Below are 21,530 nucleotides of genomic sequence, written 5' to 3'. Positions count from 1 at the left end.
CTCCGACTGCGGCACGGACCATTTTGGGGAGGCGACTTGGCCCAGAAAATAAAGCTATCGACCATCGCGGATGCGCTTGGTGTTTCGACAGCCACAGTTTCGCTCGCTTTGCGCGACAGTCCCCTCGTTGCCGACCAGACTCGCGAGAAGATCAAGGAACATGCCCGCGCCATCGGTTATATCTATAACCGTCGCGCTGCGAGCCTGCGCACCTCACGCTCCGGCATTGTCGGCGTCGTGGTGCATGACATCATGAATCCGTTCTTCGCGGAAATTCTCAAATCCATCGAAACGGAACTGGACCGGTCGCGGCAGACCTTCATCCTGTCCAACCATTACGATCAGCTCGAAAAGCAGCGCACCTTTATGGATACGCTTTTGCAGCTCGGCGCGGATGGGGTCATTATGTCGCCCGCTATCGGCACGCCGCCGGAAGACATCCAGCTTGCGGAAGATAACGGCCTGCCGGTCGTGCTGATCGCGCGTAGCGTCGAGGGTGTTCATGCGCCGGTTTTCCGGGGTGACGATGCCTATGGTATCGGCCTTGCCACCAATCACCTTATTTCGCTCGGTCATACGCGCATCGCGATGATCGGCGGTACGGATCAGACCTCGACGGGTCGTGACCGTTATCGCGGCTATGTGCAGGCCATGGAAAAGGCCGGGCTGGAGGTTCGCCCCGACTGGCGCATTGCCGGGCCGCGCACGAAGCAGGGCGGCTTTGAAGTCGCGCCGCAATTTCTGGCGCTGAAAGACAAGCCGACGGCTGCGGTCTGCTGGAACGATCTGACCGCCATCGGCCTGATGAACGGCATTGCTCGCGCCGGGCTGGTGCCGGGCGAGGACATTTCCGTGACCGGCTATGACGATCTCGAGGAAGCGGCGATCGCAACGCCAGCGCTGACGACCGTCTGGAACGGACAGCGTGAAGTGGGACGCCGTGCCGCTCGCGCACTGCTGGACCAGCTCAACGGCGTCGAGGTTTCTTCGATGCAGGAACTTATCAAGCCGGAACTGCATATCCGGCAATCGACATCCAAGCCGAAACACGGCTGATTTCCCCCGCTCCGGCCCCGGTTGCAGCCTTTGGGTTAACCGGTCGCCGGTCCCTCACGAACTGCGACATGCTGTCCAGAGGAATCCAGAGGAATATTGTCATGACCAAGCGCGACGCAACCGTTCTGGTGCTCGGAAACTTCAATGATTATGCCGTCGAGCGTCTGTCCGGTGAGTTTTCGGTGCGCCGCATACCACGCGGTGACGCGGCGCTGGTCGATGCCGACTGGGCAGGCGACATATATGGTATTGCCAGCATGTCCACCGTCGATGCGGCGCTGATCGATGCATTGCCCAATCTGAAAATCATCGGCAATTTTGGCGTCGGTTACGATGCGGTCGATGCAAAACATGCCGGCGTGAAAAATGTCATGGTCACCAACACGCCGGACGTGCTGACCGACGAAGTAGCCGATACGGCGCTTGGCCTTCTGATTGATACGGTGCGGGAATTGTCGAAGTCGCAGGAATTCCTGCGTGCAGGCAATTGGGTGAAGGAAGGCCGCTATCCGCTGTCGAAGCTATCCTTGCGTGGGCGCAAGGTCGGCATTTTCGGCCTTGGCCGCATCGGCAAGGCGGTCGCCCATCGTGTCGAAGCTTTCGGACTGCCGGTTTCCTATCACAATCGTCGCAAGGCTGAAGGCGTCGCCTACGATTATTATCCGACCCTGCTCGAGCTGGCCAAGGCGGTGGACACACTTATTCTGGTCGCACCGGGCGGCGCGGAAACCGCAAAGGCAGTCAATGCCGAAGTGCTGAAGGCGCTCGGTCCGGACGGTGTGCTGATCAATGTCGGGCGCGGTTCGCTGGTTGATGAAGATGCGCTGGCCGCAGCGCTGAACGATGGCACCATCGCTGCTGCAGGTCTGGATGTTTTCGCGAACGAACCGTCAGTGCCACAAGGCCTGCTTGATGCGCCCAACACGGTTTTGCTGCCGCATATCGCATCCGCATCGCAAAAGACCCGTCAGGCCATGGCGGATCTGGTGATCGACAATCTCATTGCATGGTTCGACACCGGCAAGGCGATCACGCCGGTGCCGGAAACGGTGCATGTGCAAGGCTAAAGCAGTCTGTCAGGCGAGTAGGGGAATATGTTTTGATTGCGGATGACCGCAACGAACTTTTACCCCTACTGTCCTACTGCCTGATGTTGACGCACAGCCTCTCCGAACGCCTCGAATATCTTGCGCGACGGAGCATCGGAATGCGCCCAATATTCCGGGTGCCACTGCACGCCGACGACAAATCCCTTCGCATTCTTCACGGAGACGGCTTCAACCGTACCGTCTTCGGCCACAGCCTCGACTTCAAGCTGCGGTGCAAGCTTGTCGATGGCCTGACGGTGAACGGAGTTCACGCGCACGCTTTCTTCTTTGAGGATTTCCGCAAGGCATGAGTTCGGGTTGAGCTTGATCGGGTGCTGGATGGCGAAGCGCTCGGCCTGGCTTTCGGATTCCGGGGCGCGGTGGTCCATCCGGCCTTCCATTTCCTGAATTTCGGTGGCGAGCGTGCCGCCCAGTGCGACGTTCAGCTCCTGTATGCCGCGGCAGATGGCCAGCACCGGAACACCTTTTTCGATGGCTGCGCGGATGAGTGGCAGCGATGTCGCATCGCGGGCATTGTCATAGGGCTCGAACGCGGCGCTCGGTTCGACGCCATAAAGCGCCGGATTGACGTTGGATTTGGAACCTGTGACGAGAACGCCGTCCACCGCATCCAGAATGGCATCGAAATCCATCTTGTCGCCAAAACTTGGCACCAGAAGCGGCGTTACACCTGCGACGTCGATGGCGGCTGCCAGATATTGCTGGGGTGCTGCGTGCCAGGTGTAGTTTTCAAATGGCTTCACATCTGTCGGTACGGCAACGAGAGGGCGAGAAGTCTTGGGCATAATGTTCGTATCCACCAGTCGGATTATGCTCTTATCTGCTCTGTTCCTTACTTCTCCGCAATGGGTCGCGCAATCACGAACAGGTGTCGTCTTTCGGCTGCGCCATAGGTCTTTCGTCGTGCCTTCTGTGTATTGTGTTGATTTGAACCGATTTTTACGGTCGAAGATGGTTCAAATGCCGATCTCTATATTCTAGGAAGGTATAAAGAGGGATTGGCAGTTGAGGGGATGAATGACTGACGATCAGCTTTTTTCCGTCAGGGGCAAGGTTATTGCCGTGACGGGAGGGTCTTCGGGGTTGGGCCTGCGCATGGTTCATGTGCTGGCGGGGCACGGTGCGCGCGTGATTTCGATCTCGCGCACCCATGCAGGCGAAAGCATTTGCCCATCGGGCGGCGAAGTGCTCGAAATCATGGCGGATGTAACCCATCCGGATGAAATCGTGCGTGCTTTTGATGAAGCGGAAGAACGCTTCGGACCGATAACGACGCTCTTCAACAATGCCGGTGTCGCGCATATGGCACGCGCGCTCGACACGACGCGCGATATGCTGGAGCATATATTCGAGGTCAATGTCGCAGGCGCCTTTTTTGTGGCGCAGGAAGCCGCACGTCGCATGATCGAGCGCGGCGAGGGCGGCTCCATCGTCAATACGACCAGCATTCTGGGTGAGCGTCCGCAGAAGGGGGCTGCCGCCTATTCCATGTCCAAGGCCTGCGTGACGCAGATGACGCGGGCGCTGGCGCTGGAATGGGCCGCGCACGATATTCGCGTCAACGCGATTTCCCCCGGATGGTTTCCAACGCGAATCAATGAAGATCAGCTGCAAGGCCCTGCCGGGGGCTACTTCAAAGGGCGGAACCCGATGCGGCGCCTCGGCGAGCCTGAGGATCTGGACGGGGTTGTGCTGATGCTGGCTTCCGATGCCAGCCGCTATATGACGGGTTCCGTCATCACCGTGGATGGCGGTCATCAGCTCTGACAAGGTTGGAAGTTTCTTTAGCGGTTATTTCCCGCGTCGTGACTTGTATGGCAGGTTTTTTCTCTAACGGACGGGGGTCTGGCGGTAGAATATCCACATCGACTAATCTGGATTAATTCTCGGGAATGCGGAAACTAACCTGTCCCTGTTCTCCCATTTTAGCCATTTCAGTAATATTAGGACGACTAAAACATGTATGCCAATGGTTGTGATTGCCCGTTGAGGGTTGTGCGTCTGTGGTTTTCCTTAAAAAATATCTGAATACATCTTATGGTGGTTGTCGTGACAGCTTGTGGTTTAATATCCCGAAAGATATTTTTAAGTCATTAGTGCGATATTGCCTCCCCGTATAAGGGATAAATGCATCGATATGTGGCAAAGCCGTAAACCTGAGATACCTGCAGATGTGCGGCTATCTTTTCTCAGAGCGCTGTATGGTAATCGTACCACGCTCTGGTTTGGCTTGCTCGCGCACGTTGTAGCCTGTGTCGTCATCTATGTGAAAACCGATGACTGGCGCTATCTGGTTTTTGGCGGTGTATTTGCCATCATTGCTGTTGGTCGCATCTTCGATATGCACAAGTTCGACCAGGCAAAACAGCAGTCGCTGTCCCATGCCGATCTCGACCGCTGGGAAACACGCTATCTGATCGGTGCGTCCGCCGTCTGCCTGACGCTCGGCATGTTGTGTTTCTTCTCAAGCTATGTGCTCAGGGATTCCTTTGCCGAACTTGCCAGCCTGACCGTGCTGCTTGCTTCGGTCGTTTCCATTGTGGGCCGCAATTATGCATCGGCGAAAGCCGTTGTTCTGATGTCGGCCTGCACGCTGATCCCGGTTCTGGCCGGGCTTATTCTGGCGGGAACGCCGTTTCACGTCATCATTGGCCTGCTGCTGATCCCGTATTTCCTGTCCAACATCCAGATGGCAAACGGTCTGCGCGAGTTTCTCTTCGCTGCAGTCATGGGCAAGCGACGCCTGTCCATTGTGGCCGGGCGTTTCGATGCTGCCCTCAACAACATGCCGCAGGGCTTGCTGATGTTCGACAGCCAGCAGCGCATTGCGGTCATCAACAATAAGGCCAAGGCGATGTTGCAGATCGCTGAACACACCAAGCTGCATGGCCGCAAGCTCGATGTTCTGCTGCGCTATTGCGCGAAGAAGGGACTGTTTCCGCAAAACGACCTGAAAAGTGTGCATGTGCGCATGCAGGATCTTCTGCTGGGCAAGCGCACGCGCGATATTTTCCAGCTTTCGAACCAGCGTTATATCGAATGTATCGGCAATCAGACCCTCAATGAGGGGGCCGTCCTGATGTTCGAGGATGTGACGCAGCGCGTGGAAGCGGAAGCGCGCATTCAGCATATGGCGCGTTATGACGGCCTGACAGGCCTGCCGAACCGCAATTATTTCGAAACCCTGGTGCGATCCATGCGTTCCCACCAGCAAGCGGGCACGCAGGCTGCGCTCATCGTCATCGACATCAATCATTTCAAGCATGTCAACGATACGTTGGGGCATCATACCGGTGACGTATTGCTGCGCCTGTTTGCAGAGCGGCTGAACTCGCTCGATCCGCAGCGTTTCGTCGCGTCACGCTTCGGCGGCGACGAATTCGTGGTGTTCGTCTTCAATCTGCGCAGCGAGGCCGACGTTGCAGGCGTGATGGATCATATCATGACCGTCGTGACCGGCGTCTACGATCTCGACGGCGATCAGGTGCATATCGATATCAGCGCTGGCATCGCGATCGAGGATATCGGAAGATGCGATGTCGGCAGCATGCATATCAGCGCCGATCTGGCGCTCTACGAAGCCAAAAGCATGGAAGACAAGCCCTGGTCGATCTTCATCGATGCGATGGACACCAAATATCGCGGGCGCCAGAAACTCAAAGCCGATTTGCGGCTTGCCATCGAGCATGGCGAGATCAAGGTCGTCTATCAGCCCATCGTCAGCGCGCAGTCCCTGCGCGTTGTTGCGTGTGAAGCGCTGGCGCGCTGGGAGCATCCGCAGCTTGGCTTTGTGCCGCCTGCGGAATTCATTCCGCTTGCGGAAGAAATGGGCATCATCACCGACATTACCCGCTTCATGCTGGCGCAGGCCTGTGCCGACTGTCTGTCATGGGGCGACCGCATCGGTGTTTCGGTCAATCTTTCGGCCATCGATCTGAAAAGCAATGACATCGCCCGCGACATCGCCAATGCCTTGCAGAAATCGGGCCTTCCGGCTCACCGCCTTGAGGTGGAAGTGACGGAAAGCGCCATCATCTCGGACCGCAACAAAACTTCGATGGTGTTGCAGCGGCTCAAGAACGCCGGGATCAATATCGCACTGGATGATTTCGGCACCGGCTATTCCAGTCTCAGCTATCTCAATACCTTGCCATTGACCAAGGTGAAGGTCGACCGTTCCTTCGTGCGCGACATTACCACCGACCGGCGCTCGCTCATGCTGCTTCGCGGCGTTACACAGCTTTCGCACGAGCTTGGGCTGGGCGTGACAGTCGAAGGTGTCGAAACAGAGGAACAGCTTGCGCTGATCCGTGTGGCGGCGGGTGCCGATCTCGTACAGGGCTATCTTCTCGGTATGCCTGTGCCTGTGGAAGCGATCAGCGCTATGACCACGAAAGCCGCAGCGCGCCGCGACGGCGGGCGAACCGTCGCCTGATTATTTCAGATTTAACTGTTTGTATTGGACGAGCTTCTCGCGGTTTTTCAAAGTACTGCGAAGTGTTCGGCATGTCTCATCTACGATGCTCAATGTCGTTGCCACTTCTCGTTTAAATCACAGGAATTTGAATATAAATATAATAATTGGGATTTTTTGAGATGCACGTATCATGCTCTTAATGTCTTAGGAGGATGTATATAAGTATTTCGTTATTTGCTTATAAAATGTCTATAAAATTCAATTTGAATATTTAAAGGGGAGGCGATGAAACGATTTTTTCGCTATGCTTTATATGGACTGATCGGGCTTGTTGTTCTTGCCGGTGTTGGTACTGCGGTCTTCTGGAAGAAAATCCACGAAAGCTGGGCGGTCTATCAATATGCCCAGATGTTCAAGGGGCCGGAAATTTTTGAAAACTTCCGCAACGTTTACAGGCGCTATCCATCGGTGCGCATCCCGCATGAGGGTGAAGTCAGCCAGCTGGTGAAAGAAGAGCGGCCCTTGCCGGAGACTTTTGTCTACAAGGGTGAGACCCGCAAGATTTCCGACTGGCTGAAGCGCGGCGGCACGACCGGTTTCATTGTTCTGAAAGACGGCGTGATCGTCCACGAGGAATATGATCACGGCAATACCGAGGCCACCCAGAGCATCGCATTTTCCATGTCGAAATCTGTCGTTTCCTTCCTTGTCGGCAATGCCGTTCGGGACGGTCTGATCGATATCAACCAGCCAGTCGACCGCTATGCGCCGGTGCTGGCCGAGGGCGGATACAAGGGCGTGACGGTCAAGAACGTGCTGCAGATGGCGTCTGGCATCGGATTTAACGAGAACTATGGTGATCTCAATTCCGATATCGTTCGGTATGCTGTCGAGCTTCTGACTGGCTCGATCACAAATTTCACCGCACATCTGAAAAATGAACGCCCGCAGGGAACGCTCAGCCACTATGTGTCGGCGGATACGCAAGTGCTCGGGCTGGTTTTGGAAGGCGCGACTGGTGTTCGTTTTCAGGATTATTTGAAGGACAAACTCTGGTCAAAGCTTGGAGCGGAAGCCGATGTCTATTGGGCGGTGGATCCCACGGGTGAAGCTGCTGCCGGGGCCGGCATGAATGCCGTGCTTCGCGATTATGCACGTTTCGGCCTGCTCTATCTCAATGAGGGTCGCAACTTCAAGGGTGAGCAGCTTGTGCCGGCGCAATGGGTGCACGATTCGGTAACGCCGGATGCGCCTTATCTGATGCCCGGTCGCAAGGATGCACTCGGCAAAATCCCGTTCGGCTATGGCTATCAGTGGTGGACGCCGGTTGACTGGCAGGGCGACTATAGTGCCGTTGGCATCTATGGGCAGTTCATCTATGTCAATCCTGCCAAAGGTGTCGTCATTGCCAAGACCTCGGCATATTCCAATTACAATGTCGACGGGCAGGATATGAAGGACGAAACGATGTATGCGTTTCAGGCTATCGCCAACGCGCTTTGAAGGCTCGTTTTCAAATCAAGGCAAATTCGTGAAATGGCCCCAGATGGGCCATTTTGCATTTTTATCTCGTTTGGCGCGCGCAAAAGCACAATCCAATTATGGCGAAGGAGTGTTTTTTGTGGGGCAATAAAAAGGCAGTGCAAAAAGTTATATCTTTACACGCTGATAAAGGCGCATATTCTGCGCACTGATTTGTGGGGTGCGGAAAATCGATTGCATGACGAATACAGCTGTTACAGGCGATAAACCGCCATTGTCCAATTTCGCGCGACAGCTGTTGCAGTTTCTCGACCGGGTGGAATATCGCCGCATTGTCCATGCGGAGGACCTCGAGGAAATCGGTCGTCTGCGTTACCGTTCCTACCGAACCCGCAATGTCATGCATGAGGCGGAAGTGCCGTCTATCGTTGATGATATCGACCGCGACAGCCATGCCTTCGTCTATGGTGTGTATGTGGACGGGCAATTGGTCAGCACGCTGCGCATCCATCATATTACGCCCGATCATCGTCGCGGCACGAGCTATGCACTGTTCCCGGATATTCTTGATCCGCTGCTCAATAGCGGTATGCATTTTGTTGATCCGACCCGTTTTGCCGCCGATCCCGAGCTATTGAGCGAATACCCGGCCATTCCCTACATCACGCTGCGCATCGCGGCGATGGCATCCGAATTTTTCGCGGCAGATCAATGTCTTGCCTCGGTGAAGCCGGAACATATGGCGTTCTACAAACGCATATTCGGCACCTCTGTCATGGCCGATGCGCGCGAACATGAAGGCTATGGAATCAGGGTCGGGCTTGGTTCCGCACCTATCCGCAATATTCGCGATGCGGTGGCGGTGCGCTTTCCGTTTTTCAAGTCGCAGCCGCATGAACGCCATGCGATGTTTGGTGACATGCGCAGCAGTTCCGTGCCGCTGACGATTTTGCCGACGGCGAAATATACTGGCCTCGGCGTATAAGAATCTAAAAACATCGCCGGATATTAAACAATTAAATGTAGCCAGAGGGGTGGTTTCGCTTTACGAAGATTGCGGAACCGCTTCTGCGGAGAGAGGGTAGTGCGACGAAAAGCCTTGCTGTCAAAGCATCGGTTTGTTCGGTCGCACATTGAAGATTGCAGTTATTTTCGCTTAACATGACGGTGTATGGGCGGAAATTCTGAATGGGTGGAACTAAAATGGCAGAACATCATACGACGGCTCCGGCTGAACTTGGCGCACCGATGGATTATTCCGAGCATGAGAAAACTTATGCCGGTTTCACGGGCCTGGTTAAATGGGGCACGGTGGCGCTCGTCGCCCTTATGATTGCCATGGCGTTCGGCTTTTTTGCTGGTGGTTTCTTCTCCGCGACCGTTCTTTTCATTCTAGTTTGTGTCGCTGCCTGGTTCATCCTCTAGCGCATCCTTTCGCCGCCGGATGGAGACCAACCGGTGGCGCACGATGCAGCTTTGGTGCTGAACCGGGATTAACCCGCACGATTTGATCGAATGCCTTGGCATGGGGTACCGTGCCGAGGGTTTATGCATGTCTGTAGTTCATTTTTAGAGCGCATCCCGAAAAGTGTGAAACGGTTTTCGGACCAGATGCGCGTTACAAAACAATAGTTAGAGCGCGTTTCGATCTGATTCAATCAGTTCGAAACGCGCTCTAAAAGGGCTTCTTCCCGGAAGCCCGTAATGCCGCCTGACCGGGGGAACCCCGGAAGAACGCCACGAAAGGGAAACCAGCTTGGCCCAGACGTTATTTATCCCGAAAGAGAGTGACCCCAGCGAGACCCGCGTTGCTGCGTCGGCGGAGACGGTGAAGAAGTTCATCGCGCTCGGTTTCGACGTTGTGGTGGAAAAAGGCGCTGGCGAGAAATCGCGCATTCCCGATGCCGAGTTTACGGCAGCCGGTGCCCGCATCGGCACAGTGGCGGATGCCAAAACGGCGGATGTGGTACTCAAGGTGCGGCGTCCGACGGATGCGGAACTCAAAGGGTATAAATCGGGCGCAGCGCTTTTCGCCATGCTTGATCCCTACGGCCATGAAGACGCTGTAGCGGCCCTTGCCAAGGCTGGCATTTCCGCTTTCACGATGGAGTTCATGCCGCGCATCACCCGTGCGCAAGTGATGGACGTCTTGTCGAGCCAAGCAAACCTCGCCGGTTATCAGGCGGTGATCGATGCGGCGGAAGTCTATGACCGCGCCATGCCGATGATGATGACGGCAGCGGGCACCGTGCCTGCCGCCAAAGTGTTCGTTATGGGGGCAGGCGTTGCCGGTCTTCAGGCCATTGCAACGGCGCGCCGTCTCGGTGCTGTCGTGACGGCAACCGACGTTCGCCCCGCCGCCAAGGAGCAGGTTGCTTCGCTCGGCGCGAAGTTCATCGCCGTTGAGGACGAAGAGTTCAAGGCTGCGGAAACTTCCGGCGGCTACGCCAAGGAAATGTCGAAGGAATATCAGGCGAAGCAGGCCGCACTTGTTGCCGACCATATCGCCAAGCAGGATATCGTCATCACAACGGCGCTCATTCCGGGGCGTCCGGCGCCGCGTCTGGTTTCCAAGGAAATGGTTGCTTCCATGCGTCCGGGTTCCGTGCTGGTCGATCTCGCGGTCGAGCGCGGCGGCAATGTCGAAGGCGCAGTTGCAGGCGAGATCGCTGACGTGAACGGCGTCAGGATCGTCGGTCACCTCAATGTGTCGGGCCGCATCGCCGCGAGCGCATCGCAGCTTTATGCACGCAACCTGATCGCCTTCGTCGAAACGCTGGTCGACAAGGAAGCCAAGGTCCTGAAAATCGACCCGGAAGAAGAGCTGGTCAAGGCTACGCTTCTGACCCATCAGGGCAAGATCTTGCATCCGGCGTTCGCCACGGCTGAGACAGCAGCGGCTCCGGCTGTCGCTGAAAAGGCTGCAAAGCCAAAGGCCGCGCCGAAACCGAAAGCGGAAAAACCGGCAGCAAAGGCAGCGGCGCCGAAGGCGGCTGCCAAGCCTGCCAAAAAAGCACCTGCAAAGGCGCCGAAGACGACGTCTTCCCCCAAGTCTCCAGTTGATGGAGGAGAGGCATAATGGCCGATACAAATCTCGACAAAGCCCTTGAGGGCCTTAATCAGGCGGCAGATGCCGTAAGGCAGGCAGCGGAAAATGCAGGCGGTCTGGGTGATGCAGCAGCGGCTGCCGCACATGCCGCATCGGGCGGTGCGATCGATCCGTTCGTGTTCCGCTTTGCGATTTTCATCCTGTCGATTTTCGTCGGCTACTATGTTGTGTGGTCGGTCACGCCTGCACTGCACACGCCGCTGATGGCCGTCACAAACGCCATTTCATCGGTGATCGTGGTGGGCGCGCTTCTGGCCGTCGGCCTTTCGCTTTCGGGCTGGGCAACCGGCTTCGGTTTCATTGCGCTCATTCTGGCGAGCGTCAACATTTTCGGCGGCTTCCTGGTCACCCAGCGCATGCTCGCCATGTACAAGAAAAAAGAAAAGTGAGGCTGAACCATTATGAGCGTTAATCTCGCAGCCTTCCTTTATCTCGTCTCCGGCGTGTTGTTCATTCTGGCGCTGCGCGGCCTGTCGCATCCGACGACCAGCCGTCAGGGCAATATGTACGGCATGATCGGTATGGCGATTTCCATCGTCACCACGCTTCTGCTGGCGCGTCCAAGCTTCGGCGGTCTGGCTCTCATCGTGGTCGGCATCGCCATTGGCGGCGGTATCGGTGCCGTCATCGCACGCCGCATCGCCATGACGGCCATGCCGCAGCTTGTTGCCGCGTTCCACTCGTTGATCGGTCTTGCCGCCGTTCTCGTGGCCGCTGCCGCAATTTACTCGCCGCATTCCTTCGGTATCGGCGAAGTGGGCCAGATCCACGGTCAGGCGCTGATCGAAATGTCGCTGGGCGTGGCCATCGGCGCAATCACCTTCACTGGCTCGATCATCGCCTTCCTCAAGCTTGATGGTCGCATGTCGGGCAAGCCGATCATGCTGCCGGGACGTCATGTCATCAACGCCGCTTTGGCCGCAGCCATCGTGTTGCTGGTCGTTGTGCTGGTAAACACCGAAAGCCATTTCGTGTTCTGGCTGATCGTGCTTCTGTCGCTGGTGTTCGGCGTGCTGATCATCGTGCCAATCGGCGGCGCAGACATGCCGGTCGTGGTCTCCATGCTCAATTCCTATTCGGGCTGGGCAGCGGCAGGCATCGGCTTCACGCTCGGCAATCTGGCGCTGATCATCACCGGCGCGCTGGTCGGCTCTTCGGGCGCGATCCTGTCCTACATCATGTGTAAGGGCATGAACCGTTCGTTCATCTCGGTCATTCTCGGCGGCTTTGGCGGCGATACGTCCGGCGGTCCGGCTGGCGAGGTCGAACAGCGCCCGGTCAAGCAGGGTTCTGCCGACGACGCGGCCTTCATCATGAAGAACGCTTCCAAGGTCATCATCGTGCCGGGCTATGGCATGGCGGTGGCGCAGGCCCAGCACGCGCTGCGTGAAATGGCCGACAAGCTCAAGGCCGAAGGCGTGGAAGTCAAATACGCCATCCATCCGGTGGCCGGTCGTATGCCGGGCCATATGAACGTGCTTCTGGCCGAGGCCAACGTGCCTTACGATGAAGTGTTCGAGCTGGAAGACATCAATTCGGAATTCGCGCAGGCCGATGTGGCTTTCGTGATCGGCGCGAACGACGTCACCAATCCGGCGGCGAAGACCGATCCGAAGTCACCGATCTTCGGCATGCCGATCCTCGATGTCGACAAGGCTGGCACGGTTCTGTTCATCAAGCGCGGCATGGGCTCCGGCTATGCGGGCGTGGAAAACGAACTGTTCTTCCGCGACAACACCATGATGCTCTTCGCCGATGCGAAGAAGATGGTGGAGAGTATTGTGAAAGCCCTCGATCACTAGGCCTTCGATATTCGGGTTCTGGCGGCCTGCAAATGGCGCGGTTCTGCGCTTCCGGTGCTCATGTACGTTAAGTACACTCCGCTCTGGTTCTCGAACCTCACCATTTTCGGCACGCCATTTCCCCGAATCTCATAAGGCCGGGGTGCCCGGTTGGAAAACAAAAAGGCGGCTTCGAGCCGCCTTTTTGTTTGAGTTTTCGATCGGGCTTCAGCCGTAGATCATCTTGTCCTGCAACGCGCGCAGTTCGGCGATCTTGGAGCCCGGCTGCGGTGCCGCATTGGCATAGGTGATGAGTTCGCCCTTCCTGATCGGCGCGATGACCGTGCCGTTCTGGAGCAGGCCGCAGGGGATGGCCTTGGCCGCATGCGCTTCAGGCGTCGTCATGATCCACGAGCGGTAGCAATATTGCCCGATGGCATCCAGATGATCGCCGGGCTGCAAGTCCTTCTTGGCGACGGCGCAGACTTCCGCCACAGGCTTTGGCAGCGGCACCATATCGGTCTTGCCGTGCAGCACGACACGAGCGACGGTGAGCGGTACTTCCAGCGAGGTGAGGTGGAAAGGCCGATGGAAGGTGAAGTAGGGGCCTTTGCCCATCTTCAGGTCTTCCAGACGTTCGACAAGGCGCGGATGTTCCATCTTGGCGATGACGAAGACACCGGGCGACACGCCGCGCCCGATGGAATAATCGACCACGCCGGTCTTGTTCAGAACACCGCCGTCTTCCTTCGGAATCAAAGTGCGGTTCAGCTCGTCAATGGCTGCCTTGGGGCCATGCATGCCCGCAATATCCGGCACAAGGCCGGTTGCATTGGCGATGGCCGCCATTTCAACCATCGTTTTGGAACCATCGACGAACTCCACCAGCAGGCGGACATTCATATTCCGGCGGTCGGCTTCTTCCTGATAATCGTCTGGGATCGCGTCGAAATTGAGCGGATTGTTCTTGCCTTTGCCAGCGGCCACGACCTTGTGCCCCATGGCGGAAACGAACTCGATCAGTTCCATGCAGGATGACGGCTCGTCGCCCGCGCCAAGGGAATAGATCACGCCGTGCTTGTCGGCCTCGGCCTTGAGGTAGGGCCCGATGGTGACATCCGCCTCGACATTCATCATGACGAGGTGCTTGCCGTTACGGATGGCCTTGATGCCGGTCTGAGCCCCCACTTCCGGAATACCAGTCGCATCGATGATGACATCGAGCAGCGGGTTGGAAAGGATCAGGTCATTGTCATCGGTGACGGCGATCTTGCCGCTTTCGATGGCGCTGGTCATTGCGGATTCTGTGCGGGCTTCTCGCGCGTTTTCCTCGTCGCCATAGGCGGTGCGGACAGCTTTGAAAGTGTTGGGCAGTCTGCGGGCAGAAAGAGCGCCGACTTCGATGCCCTGCATCCGCGCCACCTGCGTGACGATGTCGGTGCCCATTTCGCCAGCGCCAATCAGACCGATGCGGATCGGCTTGCCGGTTTCCGCTCGCGCTGCGAGATCGCGCGCCAGTCCTACCAGTGCCACATTTGTCGTCATGAAACTCTCCGCAAAACTTCAAGGCCGCTTCTTCGCGGTAATTTTGTCACGCTTATGTTGTTATAGATGCGTATTGGATGAACAGTCTCTATATCAACACTGACAGACGCGCATCCCCAAACTGCGCGACAAAATATGCATCCCTTTAGTGGGCCACTGGAGCCAAAATGAGCAGCGTATCCCCTTTCGATCTCGTGATCTTCGACTGTGACGGCGTTCTTGTCGATAGCGAGCCGCTTTCCTGTCTGGCTTTCGAGCAGGTCTATGCCAATCACGGCATGAAGCTGCCGGAAGGAACGGTCGCCAAGGGCATCGGCATGAAGCAGGCCGATATCATGAAGATGATTGAGGACATGACCGGGCACCGTCTGCCGGAGGAGGCCACCAGCCAATTCTGGCCCGAGACGAAAATCCTGTTCGCGGAGGCTCTGCAGCCAACCATCGGCATTGCCAATTTCCTGCGCGATCTGCCGCAAAAGCGTTGCGTTGCATCGTCGTCGCAGCCGGAGCGTATCGCGTTCAGCCTGGAAAAGACCGGCATCAGCCATTATTTCGGCGATGCCGTTTACTCGTCCAGCATGGTCAAGCGCGGCAAGCCGGCGCCAGACCTGTTCCTGTTTGCAGCCGACAAGATGGGCATCGATCCGGCGCGTTGCGTGGTGATCGAGGATTCTCCCTTCGGTGTCGAAGGCGCTATCGCGGCAGGCATGACGGCATTCGGCTATACGGGCGGCGGACATACTTATACCGGGCACGCCGAAAAATTGACGGGCAGGGGGGCGCATAGGGTTTTCTCGCACTGGGATGATATAGCACGGGAAATTCTGGTTGCCGCCTGAGTGTCTGATCCAAAAGTCGCCATGCCGGACTGCAAATGGCAATTTCTGCGCTTCCGGTGCTCATGTACATTTAAGTACATTGCGCTCCGGTTCTCGAAATCACCATTTTCGCCATGGCCTGCCACTTTTTGATTCAGACACCAGGCTTTATTGGTTAAACACAAGGCAAATCACATCAGCAGGAATAGCCAGCGAATGAAAGACGCAATCACGCTCGACCAGTTGCGCGAGGCAATCGGCACGGAAGTCGGATGTTCCGAGTGGCGCGAAGTCACGCAGGAAATGATCAACCAGTTCGCAGATGCGACCGACGATCATCAGTTCATCCATGTCGACCCGGAACGCGCCGCCAAGGAAACGCCGTTTGGCGGCACCATCGCGCATGGCTTCCTGACGCTGTCGCTACTCTCTACGCTGGCTTACGAAGCGCTTCCGATGCTGGAAGGTGCTACGATGGGCATCAATTACGGCTTCGACAAGCTGCGCTTCATGTCGCCAGTCAAGACCGGCGCCCGCGTGCGCGCCCGCTTCAAGCTGGCGGATGCGGATATCCGCCCGTCAGGTCGCGTGGTCAATCATTATGATGTGACGCTGGAAATCGAAAACTCGCTGAAGCCTGCGCTGACGGCCACCTGGCTGACGATTGCCGTCGTGGAGCCGTCGGAGGCTTAAGCAGTTCAAGCCGCTTCGCTATGTCGAACTGGAAGCCGTCCTTCTTCATCGAGAGGGGCGGCTTTTCCTTTGTGTTCGGTCATCAGCTCGCGGAAGAAGAACGGGCCGTGCAGGAACATGCCGAAATCGTAGAAGTTCTTCTTCTCCGCCCCGCGCATGTAAAGCAGATGCATCAGGAAGAAATTGCCCTTCGACCGCTTGTAGCGGTTTTCGCTGTGCACGTTCTTGAAGCGGATGCGGTTGATAAGCGGCGGGTTGGTGGTCTCTAGCTTCAGAACCTTGGCCGGGTTCGAGCCGTAGAAGTGGATAATGTCGGTCAGCACCTGGAATTCCGACCACAGGACCGGGCTTTCCTCGATCACCACGCGCGCGTCCTCGCGTAGCGACTTTGCCTTTGGGTGAAGGGCGATCATCATCAGGCATGAGCCGATGGCGAGCAGCGACACGGGCTGTTTTGCCAGAAGATCGGGACGCTCGCGCTGCAGATCGGCAAGCGCTTCCACGGCTGGAACCGTGCCAAGACTATGCGCAACGATGATGACCTCATCGGCATTGCTGGCTTCGATCTTCTGCTTCAGGGCTTCCGCAAAAGCCTTGCGCCGCTGGTTGAGCTTCTCGTTGCGCCCGTGGATACGATCATAGGCCGCAGACCAGTCGTCGAGCAGATAGGACATGAAAAACCGGTCGCCGGGTTTGCGCACGAGCAGGGTTGCGACGACGGCGGCAAGCGGAACCGACCACAAGAGATGCAGCGCGGAAAGGCCTGCTGCCATCGGTGTGAAAGCGAGCAAGGCAGCGATAGTCAGAATCGCCAGCGACAGCAGAAATGGCCACAGGAAAAACAGGACAAAGCGCCAGCTCGTCGTCAGATAGCGCCACAGCGTTCCGGTGAAGAGGATGTTCAGGAATGCGTGAAAGCCGGTCAGCATCCGCTTCGGTGTGGAGCGCGCGGCGTAATCGTCAAAAATATCCGCAGTGCCGAACTGGCAGAATTCGGTTTCCGTCTGCCAGCCATTGCCCACGGTGACGGCAGTGGTCGTGCCGCAATCGTCAGGCTCCTCGGTCATGGGCGGAAGCTTGGTCTTTGCCTTCCACAGGCGGTCGAAATCCTTCAGGGCCTGCGCGTGGCGCACGCGGACGGCTTTCGGGTGCAGGCCTTCATAGCCTGTGAACTGGATAACGAGTCGTTTGCGGAGGGACATCAGGAGAATCGGATAAATTGAGAGGAGGCATTATCGGTTTGCTGGCAAAATGCTATGCATAGCTATTGAGGCCGAATTATGCGGGAAACGCGTGCCGCATAGCCTATTCGCGCGGTTGCGGCCATAGTAATTCGTGTGCAAGCCGGTATTTCACGCAAGCCGGTGGGCAAAGTTGCATCTTGAGGTGGACAGGGTGGGCTCTTTCTGGTATTAGCCACGACCAATTTGCAGCGTATCCGTTGCGAAGCTTGGGAGCCTTTGGGCGTTGCTCGGCCGGTCAGACCGGCTGAAATCGTTAAAAGACCCCCTAACGGCCTCAGGCTTAACCGAAATTCTAACCGATACGGGAATACACGTGCAGGTACTCGTCCGCGATAATAATGTTGATCAGGCTCTCCGCGCTCTCAAGAAAAAGATGCAGCGCGAAGGTATCTTCCGCGAAATGAAGATGCGCGGCCACTATGAAAAGCCGTCCGAAAAGCGCGCTCGCGAAAAGGCAGAAGCCGTTCGTCGTGCACGCAAGCTGGCCCGTAAGCGCGCTCAGCGTGAAGGCCTCATCGGCGGCCGTCCGGGCGCTCGCTGATCGACCTTGAAAACAGGCGCTGCTGGACAGCGCCTTTTTTGCTTTCCGGTGCTGGCTTCAGCTTGCGCCGGATTTTGCACGTTTTGACTTCAGATATTTGAGATGTTTCCCGTGCAGTGTGAAACGATTTTATGTCGGCTAGTGGATTGAATTTGACGTTTGATACCCGTCCGACATTAATCCCGTTTCAAACGTCAAATTCGAAAAATCCACTAGATACATAAAGTTACTAGTGGTCTTTTTGATTCCGACATTTGCTCAGCGCTTATATCCGAGGGATGCAAATGTCGGAATCAGACCACTGGATGTATTTTCATAACTTCGAGCCTCTATTTTTAATGCAGCGTTACGAAAAGTTTCTGGACTTCTTGCACACCATTATGTGTAAAAACAAATAATTAGGATATTCAACTGTCAGGCGGGCTATCCGAAGGCAAGCCAAGCTTAAGAACATGCCGCCTTTTTGCTGTTTTTATCTGCTGGTTGAGACCAGTATAGTACCGTAACAGACAGAATAGCCCGGCATGAGTTAGCTCCGGAAACCGGGCTGGCACGGGATGGAAAAGAGGCAGAAGGGCCTTGCGCCCCTATGCGAGCTGAAAGGAATGCAGTCGTTGCCCACGCGCTTGAAGATGATGCAATCGTCTGGAACAGGTCGAAACGGCCTTCTCATTGCCGCCGCACTTCTGGCTTTGACCGTTGCTGGCTGCCAAAGCTCCACAACCACCGCACTCAGCACTGTCGATAAGGCGCAGGGGTCGAGCGAGAACATCAGTTCGCTGACAAGCGTGATCCAGAGCAATCCGCGCGATCCGGAAGGCTACAATGTGCGTGGTTCCGCCTATGGCAAGTCCGGGCGCTACAAGGAAGCGCTGCGCGATTTTGATCAGGCAATAGCGCTCAATCCGAATTTCTATCAGGCCTATGCCAACCGCGCGCTGGTCTATCGCTATATGGGTGACAGCACCAAGGCCGTGCAGGATTACAGCAAGGCCATCCAGCTAAATTCGCAATATGACGCTGCCTATATCGGGCGCGGCAATGTCTATCGTCAGGCCGGTCGTCTTGATCAGGCGCTCAGCGACTTCAATCAGGCTATTGCCCTGCAGACCACCGACGGTCGCGCCTACCATAATCGCGGCCTGATCTATCAGGCCAAGGGCCAGCACAAGCAGGCCATCGAGGATTTCTCCAAGGCAATTTCGCTCAATTCCACGGCGCCGGAACCTTATAACGGTCGCGGCATTTCCTATGTGGCGCTCGGCGACTACGACAATGCCTTCGACGATTTCAACACAGCCATTACGCTCGATCAGAATATTGCGGAAAGCTGGGCCAATCAGGCGCTTGTCTACGAGCACAATGGCGACAAGGCCAAGGCTGCAAATTCCTATTCGCGCGCGGTACAGCTTGATCCGAAATACCAGCCTGCAAAAGACGGTCTGGCCCGCACACGCGGATAACCTTCGATCTTATCAAGAATTGAAGAGTGATAGCGGCGTTTTCCAAAATCGAAAGCGCCGCTTTTCTTTATAGTTGGCCGCGATATATTGAATCTTATGTCGCTCTTCGATCACATCGGATTCAAAGCCCGTAACGTCAATCGCAGCCTTTCCTTTTACGAAAGCTGTATGCCCGAACTTGGCCTGGAGGTCATTGCCCGATCAGGCAGCGGTTTCTTCGTCAGTGGGGGAGAGCGGGCGCCGGTTCCGTTTCTGTGGATCCATGGCAGCCACGATGGGGCAGGCGCTGGCGAGGGCAAGCCCGGCGACCGCCTGCACCTGATGTTTACAGCCGGAAGCCGCGAGGCGGTGGAGGCGTTTCATGAGGCCGCGCTGAAGGCAGGCGGCAGGGATAGTGGCGGCCCCGGCTATCAGGGACCGGAAGAGATGGGCTATTACGCGGCACTGGTCTTCGATCCCGACGGAAACACGCTGGAAGCGGGTTTCCGCGAGAGGAAAAGATAAGCGGACCAGTAAAGGGTCAGGCGCGCAGGTTGCGCTTGTCCAGACGGCTCACCAGCCGGTCGCCGATCCACTGGATGCCGCAAACCATGATGATGAGGATGATCACGACTGCGATCATGATCTGCGTCTCGAAGCGCTGATAGCCATAGCGAATGGCAAGATCGCCGAGACCGCCAGCACCGATGGCGCCCGCCATTGCCGATGCGCCGACCAGAGTGATGATCGTGACCGTGAAGCCCGCGATGATGCCCGGCAGGGCTTCCGGAACCAGCACTTCGCGCACGATGGTCCAGCGGTTTGCACCCATGGAGCGCGCGGCTTCGATGAGGCCGTGGTCCACTTCACGCAACGACACTTCCGCAATACGCGCATAATAGGGAATAGCGGCAATGGAAAGCGGCACGATGGAGGCCCATGTGCCGATGGACGTGCCGACGATGAAGCGCGTGACGGGAATGAGCGCCACCAGCAGAATGATGAACGGAACCGAGCGGAAGCCATTGATGATGGCGCCGAGGATCGTGTTCAGCGTCAGGTTCTGTGCGAGGCCACCCCGTTCAGTCAGGATCATGATGAGTGCGAGCGGCAGACCGACGACAAGCGAGATCAGGCTCGAAAAGCCGGTCATGATGATGGTCTCCCAGAAGGAGCGCCAGAGAAGATCAAGCATCGCCTGAGACATAGCCGAGTACCTCCGTGGCGTCTGCATGGGTGTTGAGATAGGTGATTGCGGCGTCGAACTTCGCTTTGTCCTCAGCGGGCAGGCTGATGAAGAGCGTGCCGACTGGCTCTCCCTGGATCGTGTCCATGCCGCCATGGATCAGTTGCGGCACAAGGCCGGTGGTCACTGTCACATCGTTGAAGAAGGCGCCTTTTGCGGCTGCGCCCGACAGCTTTACCTTCAGCACGGCGAGGGCGCCGGATTTTTCCAGCTGGTCGCGCCAGACGGCAGGCAGTTCCGGCGTCAGCACCTGCAACATGCTTTGCGTGACGGGCGATAGCGGATTGGCGAAGACTTTCCAGACCGGACCTTCCTCGGCGATAGCGCCGTGGTCGAGCACGATGACGCGGTCGGCAATGCGGCGGATGACTTCCATCTCATGCGTGATGAGCAGGATGGTGAGACCGAGCTTGGTGTTGATGTCTTTCAGCAGCGCCAGAATGGACTGCGTGGTTTCCGGGTCGAGCGCGGATGTCGCTTCGTCCGAAAGCAGCACAGCCGGTTCGGCAGCAAGGGCGCGGGCAATGCCGACGCGCTGCTTCTGACCACCGGAAAGCTGGGCTGGATAATGCTTTGCCTTGTCGGAAAGGCCGACCAGTTCCAGAAGTTCCGCGACACGCCTGGCGCGTTCGGCCTTCGGCTTGCCCGCGATCTTCAGCGGCAAAGCGATGTTTTCCGCAACCGTCTTGGCCGAAAGCAGATTGAAATGCTGGAACACCATGCCGATGCGGCGGCGCAAGGGGCGCAGTGCGTCTTCGCCAAGACCAGTGATTTCGCGACCTTCGATCAGGATCGAACCGGCGTCCGGCTTTTCAAGGCCGTTGACGCAACGGATCAGCGTGGACTTGCCCGCGCCGCTGCGACCGATGATGCCGAGAATTTCGCCGCGCGCGACGGAAAGCGAAACGCCATTGATAGCTGCCGTATCGCCGAACATTCGGCGCACGTCTTTCATCTCGACGATGGGCGCTGATGTGGCGGGTGGCTTTTCAATGGTCACGGTCGTTTCTTCTATGTCTGGATAGGCCGCTGCGAACAGCGGCTGTT

Annotated in this window: 20 protein-coding genes; 15 read left to right on the top strand and 5 right to left on the bottom strand. The window is 56.9% G+C overall.

The window, feature by feature from the left end; genetic code table 11:
- Window positions 1-36 precede the first annotated feature (36 nt).
- Window positions 37-1,056, top strand: coding sequence for a LacI family DNA-binding transcriptional regulator (locus tag KWJ32_RS14880; RefSeq protein ID WP_006471199.1), 1,020 nt, complete (start codon window positions 37-39; stop codon window positions 1,054-1,056).
- Window positions 1,057-1,157: 101 nt separating this feature from the next.
- Window positions 1,158-2,123: a 2-hydroxyacid dehydrogenase gene (locus tag KWJ32_RS14875; protein ID WP_012091456.1), complete on the top strand. Its 966-nt coding sequence runs from the start codon at window positions 1,158-1,160 to the stop codon at window positions 2,121-2,123.
- Between the two features lie 65 nt (window positions 2,124-2,188).
- Here KWJ32_RS14875 and KWJ32_RS14870 read toward each other — a convergent pair whose 3' ends face one another.
- Window positions 2,189-2,965 (bottom strand): gamma-glutamyl-gamma-aminobutyrate hydrolase family protein, encoded by a 777-nt coding sequence (locus KWJ32_RS14870; RefSeq protein ID WP_040129122.1) that lies wholly within the window; start codon window positions 2,963-2,965, stop codon window positions 2,189-2,191.
- Window positions 2,966-3,182: 217 nt separating this feature from the next.
- Between KWJ32_RS14870 and KWJ32_RS14865 the strand changes: the two genes are divergently transcribed.
- The 8 genes from KWJ32_RS14865 (at window position 3,183) to KWJ32_RS14830 (ending at window position 12,975) form a co-directional block, all read left to right on the top strand.
- The gene (locus KWJ32_RS14865; protein WP_012091458.1) at window positions 3,183-3,932 is read left to right on the top strand and encodes an SDR family oxidoreductase; all 750 of its coding nucleotides are present in this window, start codon (window positions 3,183-3,185) and stop codon (window positions 3,930-3,932) included.
- Between the two features lie 370 nt (window positions 3,933-4,302).
- Complete coding sequence (locus KWJ32_RS14860; protein ID WP_010659447.1) at window positions 4,303-6,600, top strand: EAL domain-containing protein; 2,298 nt, start codon at window positions 4,303-4,305, stop codon at window positions 6,598-6,600.
- A 267-nt stretch (window positions 6,601-6,867) separates the two neighbouring features.
- Window positions 6,868-8,085, top strand: a complete 1,218-nt coding sequence (locus tag KWJ32_RS14855) for a serine hydrolase (protein WP_012091460.1) — start codon at window positions 6,868-6,870, stop codon at window positions 8,083-8,085.
- 217 nt (window positions 8,086-8,302) lie between these two features.
- The gene (locus KWJ32_RS14850) at window positions 8,303-9,049 is read left to right on the top strand and encodes an acetyltransferase (RefSeq protein ID WP_010659449.1); all 747 of its coding nucleotides are present in this window, start codon (window positions 8,303-8,305) and stop codon (window positions 9,047-9,049) included.
- 218 nt (window positions 9,050-9,267) lie between these two features.
- A complete protein-coding gene (locus tag KWJ32_RS14845) occupies window positions 9,268-9,489 on the top strand; it encodes an aa3-type cytochrome c oxidase subunit IV (RefSeq protein WP_010659450.1) in 222 nt (73 codons plus the stop codon).
- 331 nt (window positions 9,490-9,820) lie between these two features.
- Window positions 9,821-11,143 carry a Re/Si-specific NAD(P)(+) transhydrogenase subunit alpha gene (locus KWJ32_RS14840; protein ID WP_012091461.1) on the top strand — a complete coding sequence of 441 codons (1,323 nt, stop codon included), beginning with the start codon at window positions 9,821-9,823 and terminating at the stop codon, window positions 11,141-11,143.
- The gene (locus tag KWJ32_RS14835) at window positions 11,143-11,562 is read left to right on the top strand and encodes a proton-translocating transhydrogenase family protein (RefSeq protein ID WP_012091462.1); all 420 of its coding nucleotides are present in this window, start codon (window positions 11,143-11,145) and stop codon (window positions 11,560-11,562) included. Before KWJ32_RS14840 ends, KWJ32_RS14835 begins: the two co-directional genes overlap by 1 nt.
- Before the next feature lie 12 nt (window positions 11,563-11,574).
- Window positions 11,575-12,975 (top strand): NAD(P)(+) transhydrogenase (Re/Si-specific) subunit beta, encoded by a 1,401-nt coding sequence (locus tag KWJ32_RS14830; RefSeq protein ID WP_012091463.1) that lies wholly within the window; start codon window positions 11,575-11,577, stop codon window positions 12,973-12,975.
- 207 nt (window positions 12,976-13,182) lie between these two features.
- Here KWJ32_RS14830 and KWJ32_RS14825 read toward each other — a convergent pair whose 3' ends face one another.
- On the bottom strand, window positions 13,183-14,499 hold the full coding sequence (locus KWJ32_RS14825; RefSeq protein WP_012091464.1) for a 1-deoxy-D-ribulose 5-phosphate reductoisomerase: 1,317 nt from the start codon (window positions 14,497-14,499) through the stop codon (window positions 13,183-13,185).
- A gap of 167 nt (window positions 14,500-14,666) precedes the next feature.
- On the opposite strand from KWJ32_RS14825, the gene KWJ32_RS14820 reads away from it, so the two are divergent.
- Both KWJ32_RS14820 and KWJ32_RS14815 read left to right on the top strand, forming a co-directional pair.
- Window positions 14,667-15,338, top strand: coding sequence for an HAD family phosphatase (locus KWJ32_RS14820; protein WP_012091465.1), 672 nt, complete (start codon window positions 14,667-14,669; stop codon window positions 15,336-15,338).
- 195 nt (window positions 15,339-15,533) lie between these two features.
- Window positions 15,534-16,010 (top strand): MaoC family dehydratase, encoded by a 477-nt coding sequence (locus tag KWJ32_RS14815; RefSeq protein WP_012091466.1) that lies wholly within the window; start codon window positions 15,534-15,536, stop codon window positions 16,008-16,010.
- A 5-nt stretch (window positions 16,011-16,015) separates the two neighbouring features.
- On the opposite strand, the gene KWJ32_RS14810 is transcribed toward KWJ32_RS14815, so the two are convergent.
- Complete coding sequence (locus KWJ32_RS14810; protein ID WP_012091467.1) at window positions 16,016-17,212, bottom strand: hypothetical protein; 1,197 nt, start codon at window positions 17,210-17,212, stop codon at window positions 16,016-16,018.
- 355 nt (window positions 17,213-17,567) lie between these two features.
- Here KWJ32_RS14810 and rpsU point away from each other — a divergent pair, with 355 nt between their 5' ends.
- From rpsU to KWJ32_RS14795, 3 genes are all read left to right on the top strand, one after another.
- Window positions 17,568-17,795, top strand: coding sequence for a 30S ribosomal protein S21 (rpsU, locus tag KWJ32_RS14805; RefSeq protein WP_010659458.1), 228 nt, complete (start codon window positions 17,568-17,570; stop codon window positions 17,793-17,795).
- Window positions 17,796-18,400: 605 nt separating this feature from the next.
- Window positions 18,401-19,258: a tetratricopeptide repeat protein gene (locus tag KWJ32_RS14800; RefSeq protein WP_010659459.1), complete on the top strand. Its 858-nt coding sequence runs from the start codon at window positions 18,401-18,403 to the stop codon at window positions 19,256-19,258.
- Between the two features lie 96 nt (window positions 19,259-19,354).
- Window positions 19,355-19,762 carry a VOC family protein gene (locus tag KWJ32_RS14795; RefSeq protein ID WP_012091469.1) on the top strand — a complete coding sequence of 136 codons (408 nt, stop codon included), beginning with the start codon at window positions 19,355-19,357 and terminating at the stop codon, window positions 19,760-19,762.
- 16 nt (window positions 19,763-19,778) lie between these two features.
- On the opposite strand, the gene KWJ32_RS14790 is transcribed toward KWJ32_RS14795, so the two are convergent.
- Together KWJ32_RS14790 and KWJ32_RS14785 are read right to left on the bottom strand one after the other, a co-directional pair.
- Complete coding sequence (locus tag KWJ32_RS14790) at window positions 19,779-20,444, bottom strand: methionine ABC transporter permease (protein WP_010659461.1); 666 nt, start codon at window positions 20,442-20,444, stop codon at window positions 19,779-19,781.
- Window positions 20,425-21,483, bottom strand: coding sequence for a methionine ABC transporter ATP-binding protein (locus tag KWJ32_RS14785; protein WP_040129125.1), 1,059 nt, complete (start codon window positions 21,481-21,483; stop codon window positions 20,425-20,427). The genes KWJ32_RS14790 and KWJ32_RS14785 overlap by 20 nt, the downstream gene beginning before the upstream one ends.
- Window positions 21,484-21,530: the final 47 nt, after the last annotated feature.

Origin of the sequence: Ochrobactrum sp. BTU2, from assembly GCF_024539785.1 — a bacterium.
GTDB classification, from domain to species: domain Bacteria; phylum Pseudomonadota; class Alphaproteobacteria; order Rhizobiales; family Rhizobiaceae; genus Brucella; species Brucella anthropi.
The sequence above is the reverse complement of the archived record's forward strand: the minus strand, read 5'-3'. Positions and strand labels throughout refer to the sequence as shown.

Coding starts and splice junctions, on each gene's coding strand:
- KWJ32_RS14875 (WP_012091456.1), top strand. CDS start 1,158: ATGACCAAGCGCGACGCAACCGTTCTGGTGCTCGGAAACTTCAATGAT.
- KWJ32_RS14865 (WP_012091458.1), top strand. CDS start 3,183: ATGACTGACGATCAGCTTTTTTCCGTCAGGGGCAAGGTTATTGCCGTG.
- KWJ32_RS14860 (WP_010659447.1), top strand. CDS start 4,303: ATGTGGCAAAGCCGTAAACCTGAGATACCTGCAGATGTGCGGCTATCT.
- KWJ32_RS14855 (WP_012091460.1), top strand. CDS start 6,868: ATGAAACGATTTTTTCGCTATGCTTTATATGGACTGATCGGGCTTGTT.
- KWJ32_RS14850 (WP_010659449.1), top strand. CDS start 8,303: ATGACGAATACAGCTGTTACAGGCGATAAACCGCCATTGTCCAATTTC.
- KWJ32_RS14845 (WP_010659450.1), top strand. CDS start 9,268: ATGGCAGAACATCATACGACGGCTCCGGCTGAACTTGGCGCACCGATG.
- KWJ32_RS14835 (WP_012091462.1), top strand. CDS start 11,143: ATGGCCGATACAAATCTCGACAAAGCCCTTGAGGGCCTTAATCAGGCG.
- KWJ32_RS14830 (WP_012091463.1), top strand. CDS start 11,575: ATGAGCGTTAATCTCGCAGCCTTCCTTTATCTCGTCTCCGGCGTGTTG.
- KWJ32_RS14825 (WP_012091464.1), bottom strand. CDS start 14,499: ATGACGACAAATGTGGCACTGGTAGGACTGGCGCGCGATCTCGCAGCG.
- KWJ32_RS14820 (WP_012091465.1), top strand. CDS start 14,667: ATGAGCAGCGTATCCCCTTTCGATCTCGTGATCTTCGACTGTGACGGC.
- KWJ32_RS14815 (WP_012091466.1), top strand. CDS start 15,534: ATGAAAGACGCAATCACGCTCGACCAGTTGCGCGAGGCAATCGGCACG.
- KWJ32_RS14810 (WP_012091467.1), bottom strand. CDS start 17,212: ATGTCCCTCCGCAAACGACTCGTTATCCAGTTCACAGGCTATGAAGGC.
- KWJ32_RS14800 (WP_010659459.1), top strand. CDS start 18,401: ATGCAGTCGTTGCCCACGCGCTTGAAGATGATGCAATCGTCTGGAACA.
- KWJ32_RS14795 (WP_012091469.1), top strand. CDS start 19,355: ATGTCGCTCTTCGATCACATCGGATTCAAAGCCCGTAACGTCAATCGC.
- KWJ32_RS14790 (WP_010659461.1), bottom strand. CDS start 20,444: ATGTCTCAGGCGATGCTTGATCTTCTCTGGCGCTCCTTCTGGGAGACC.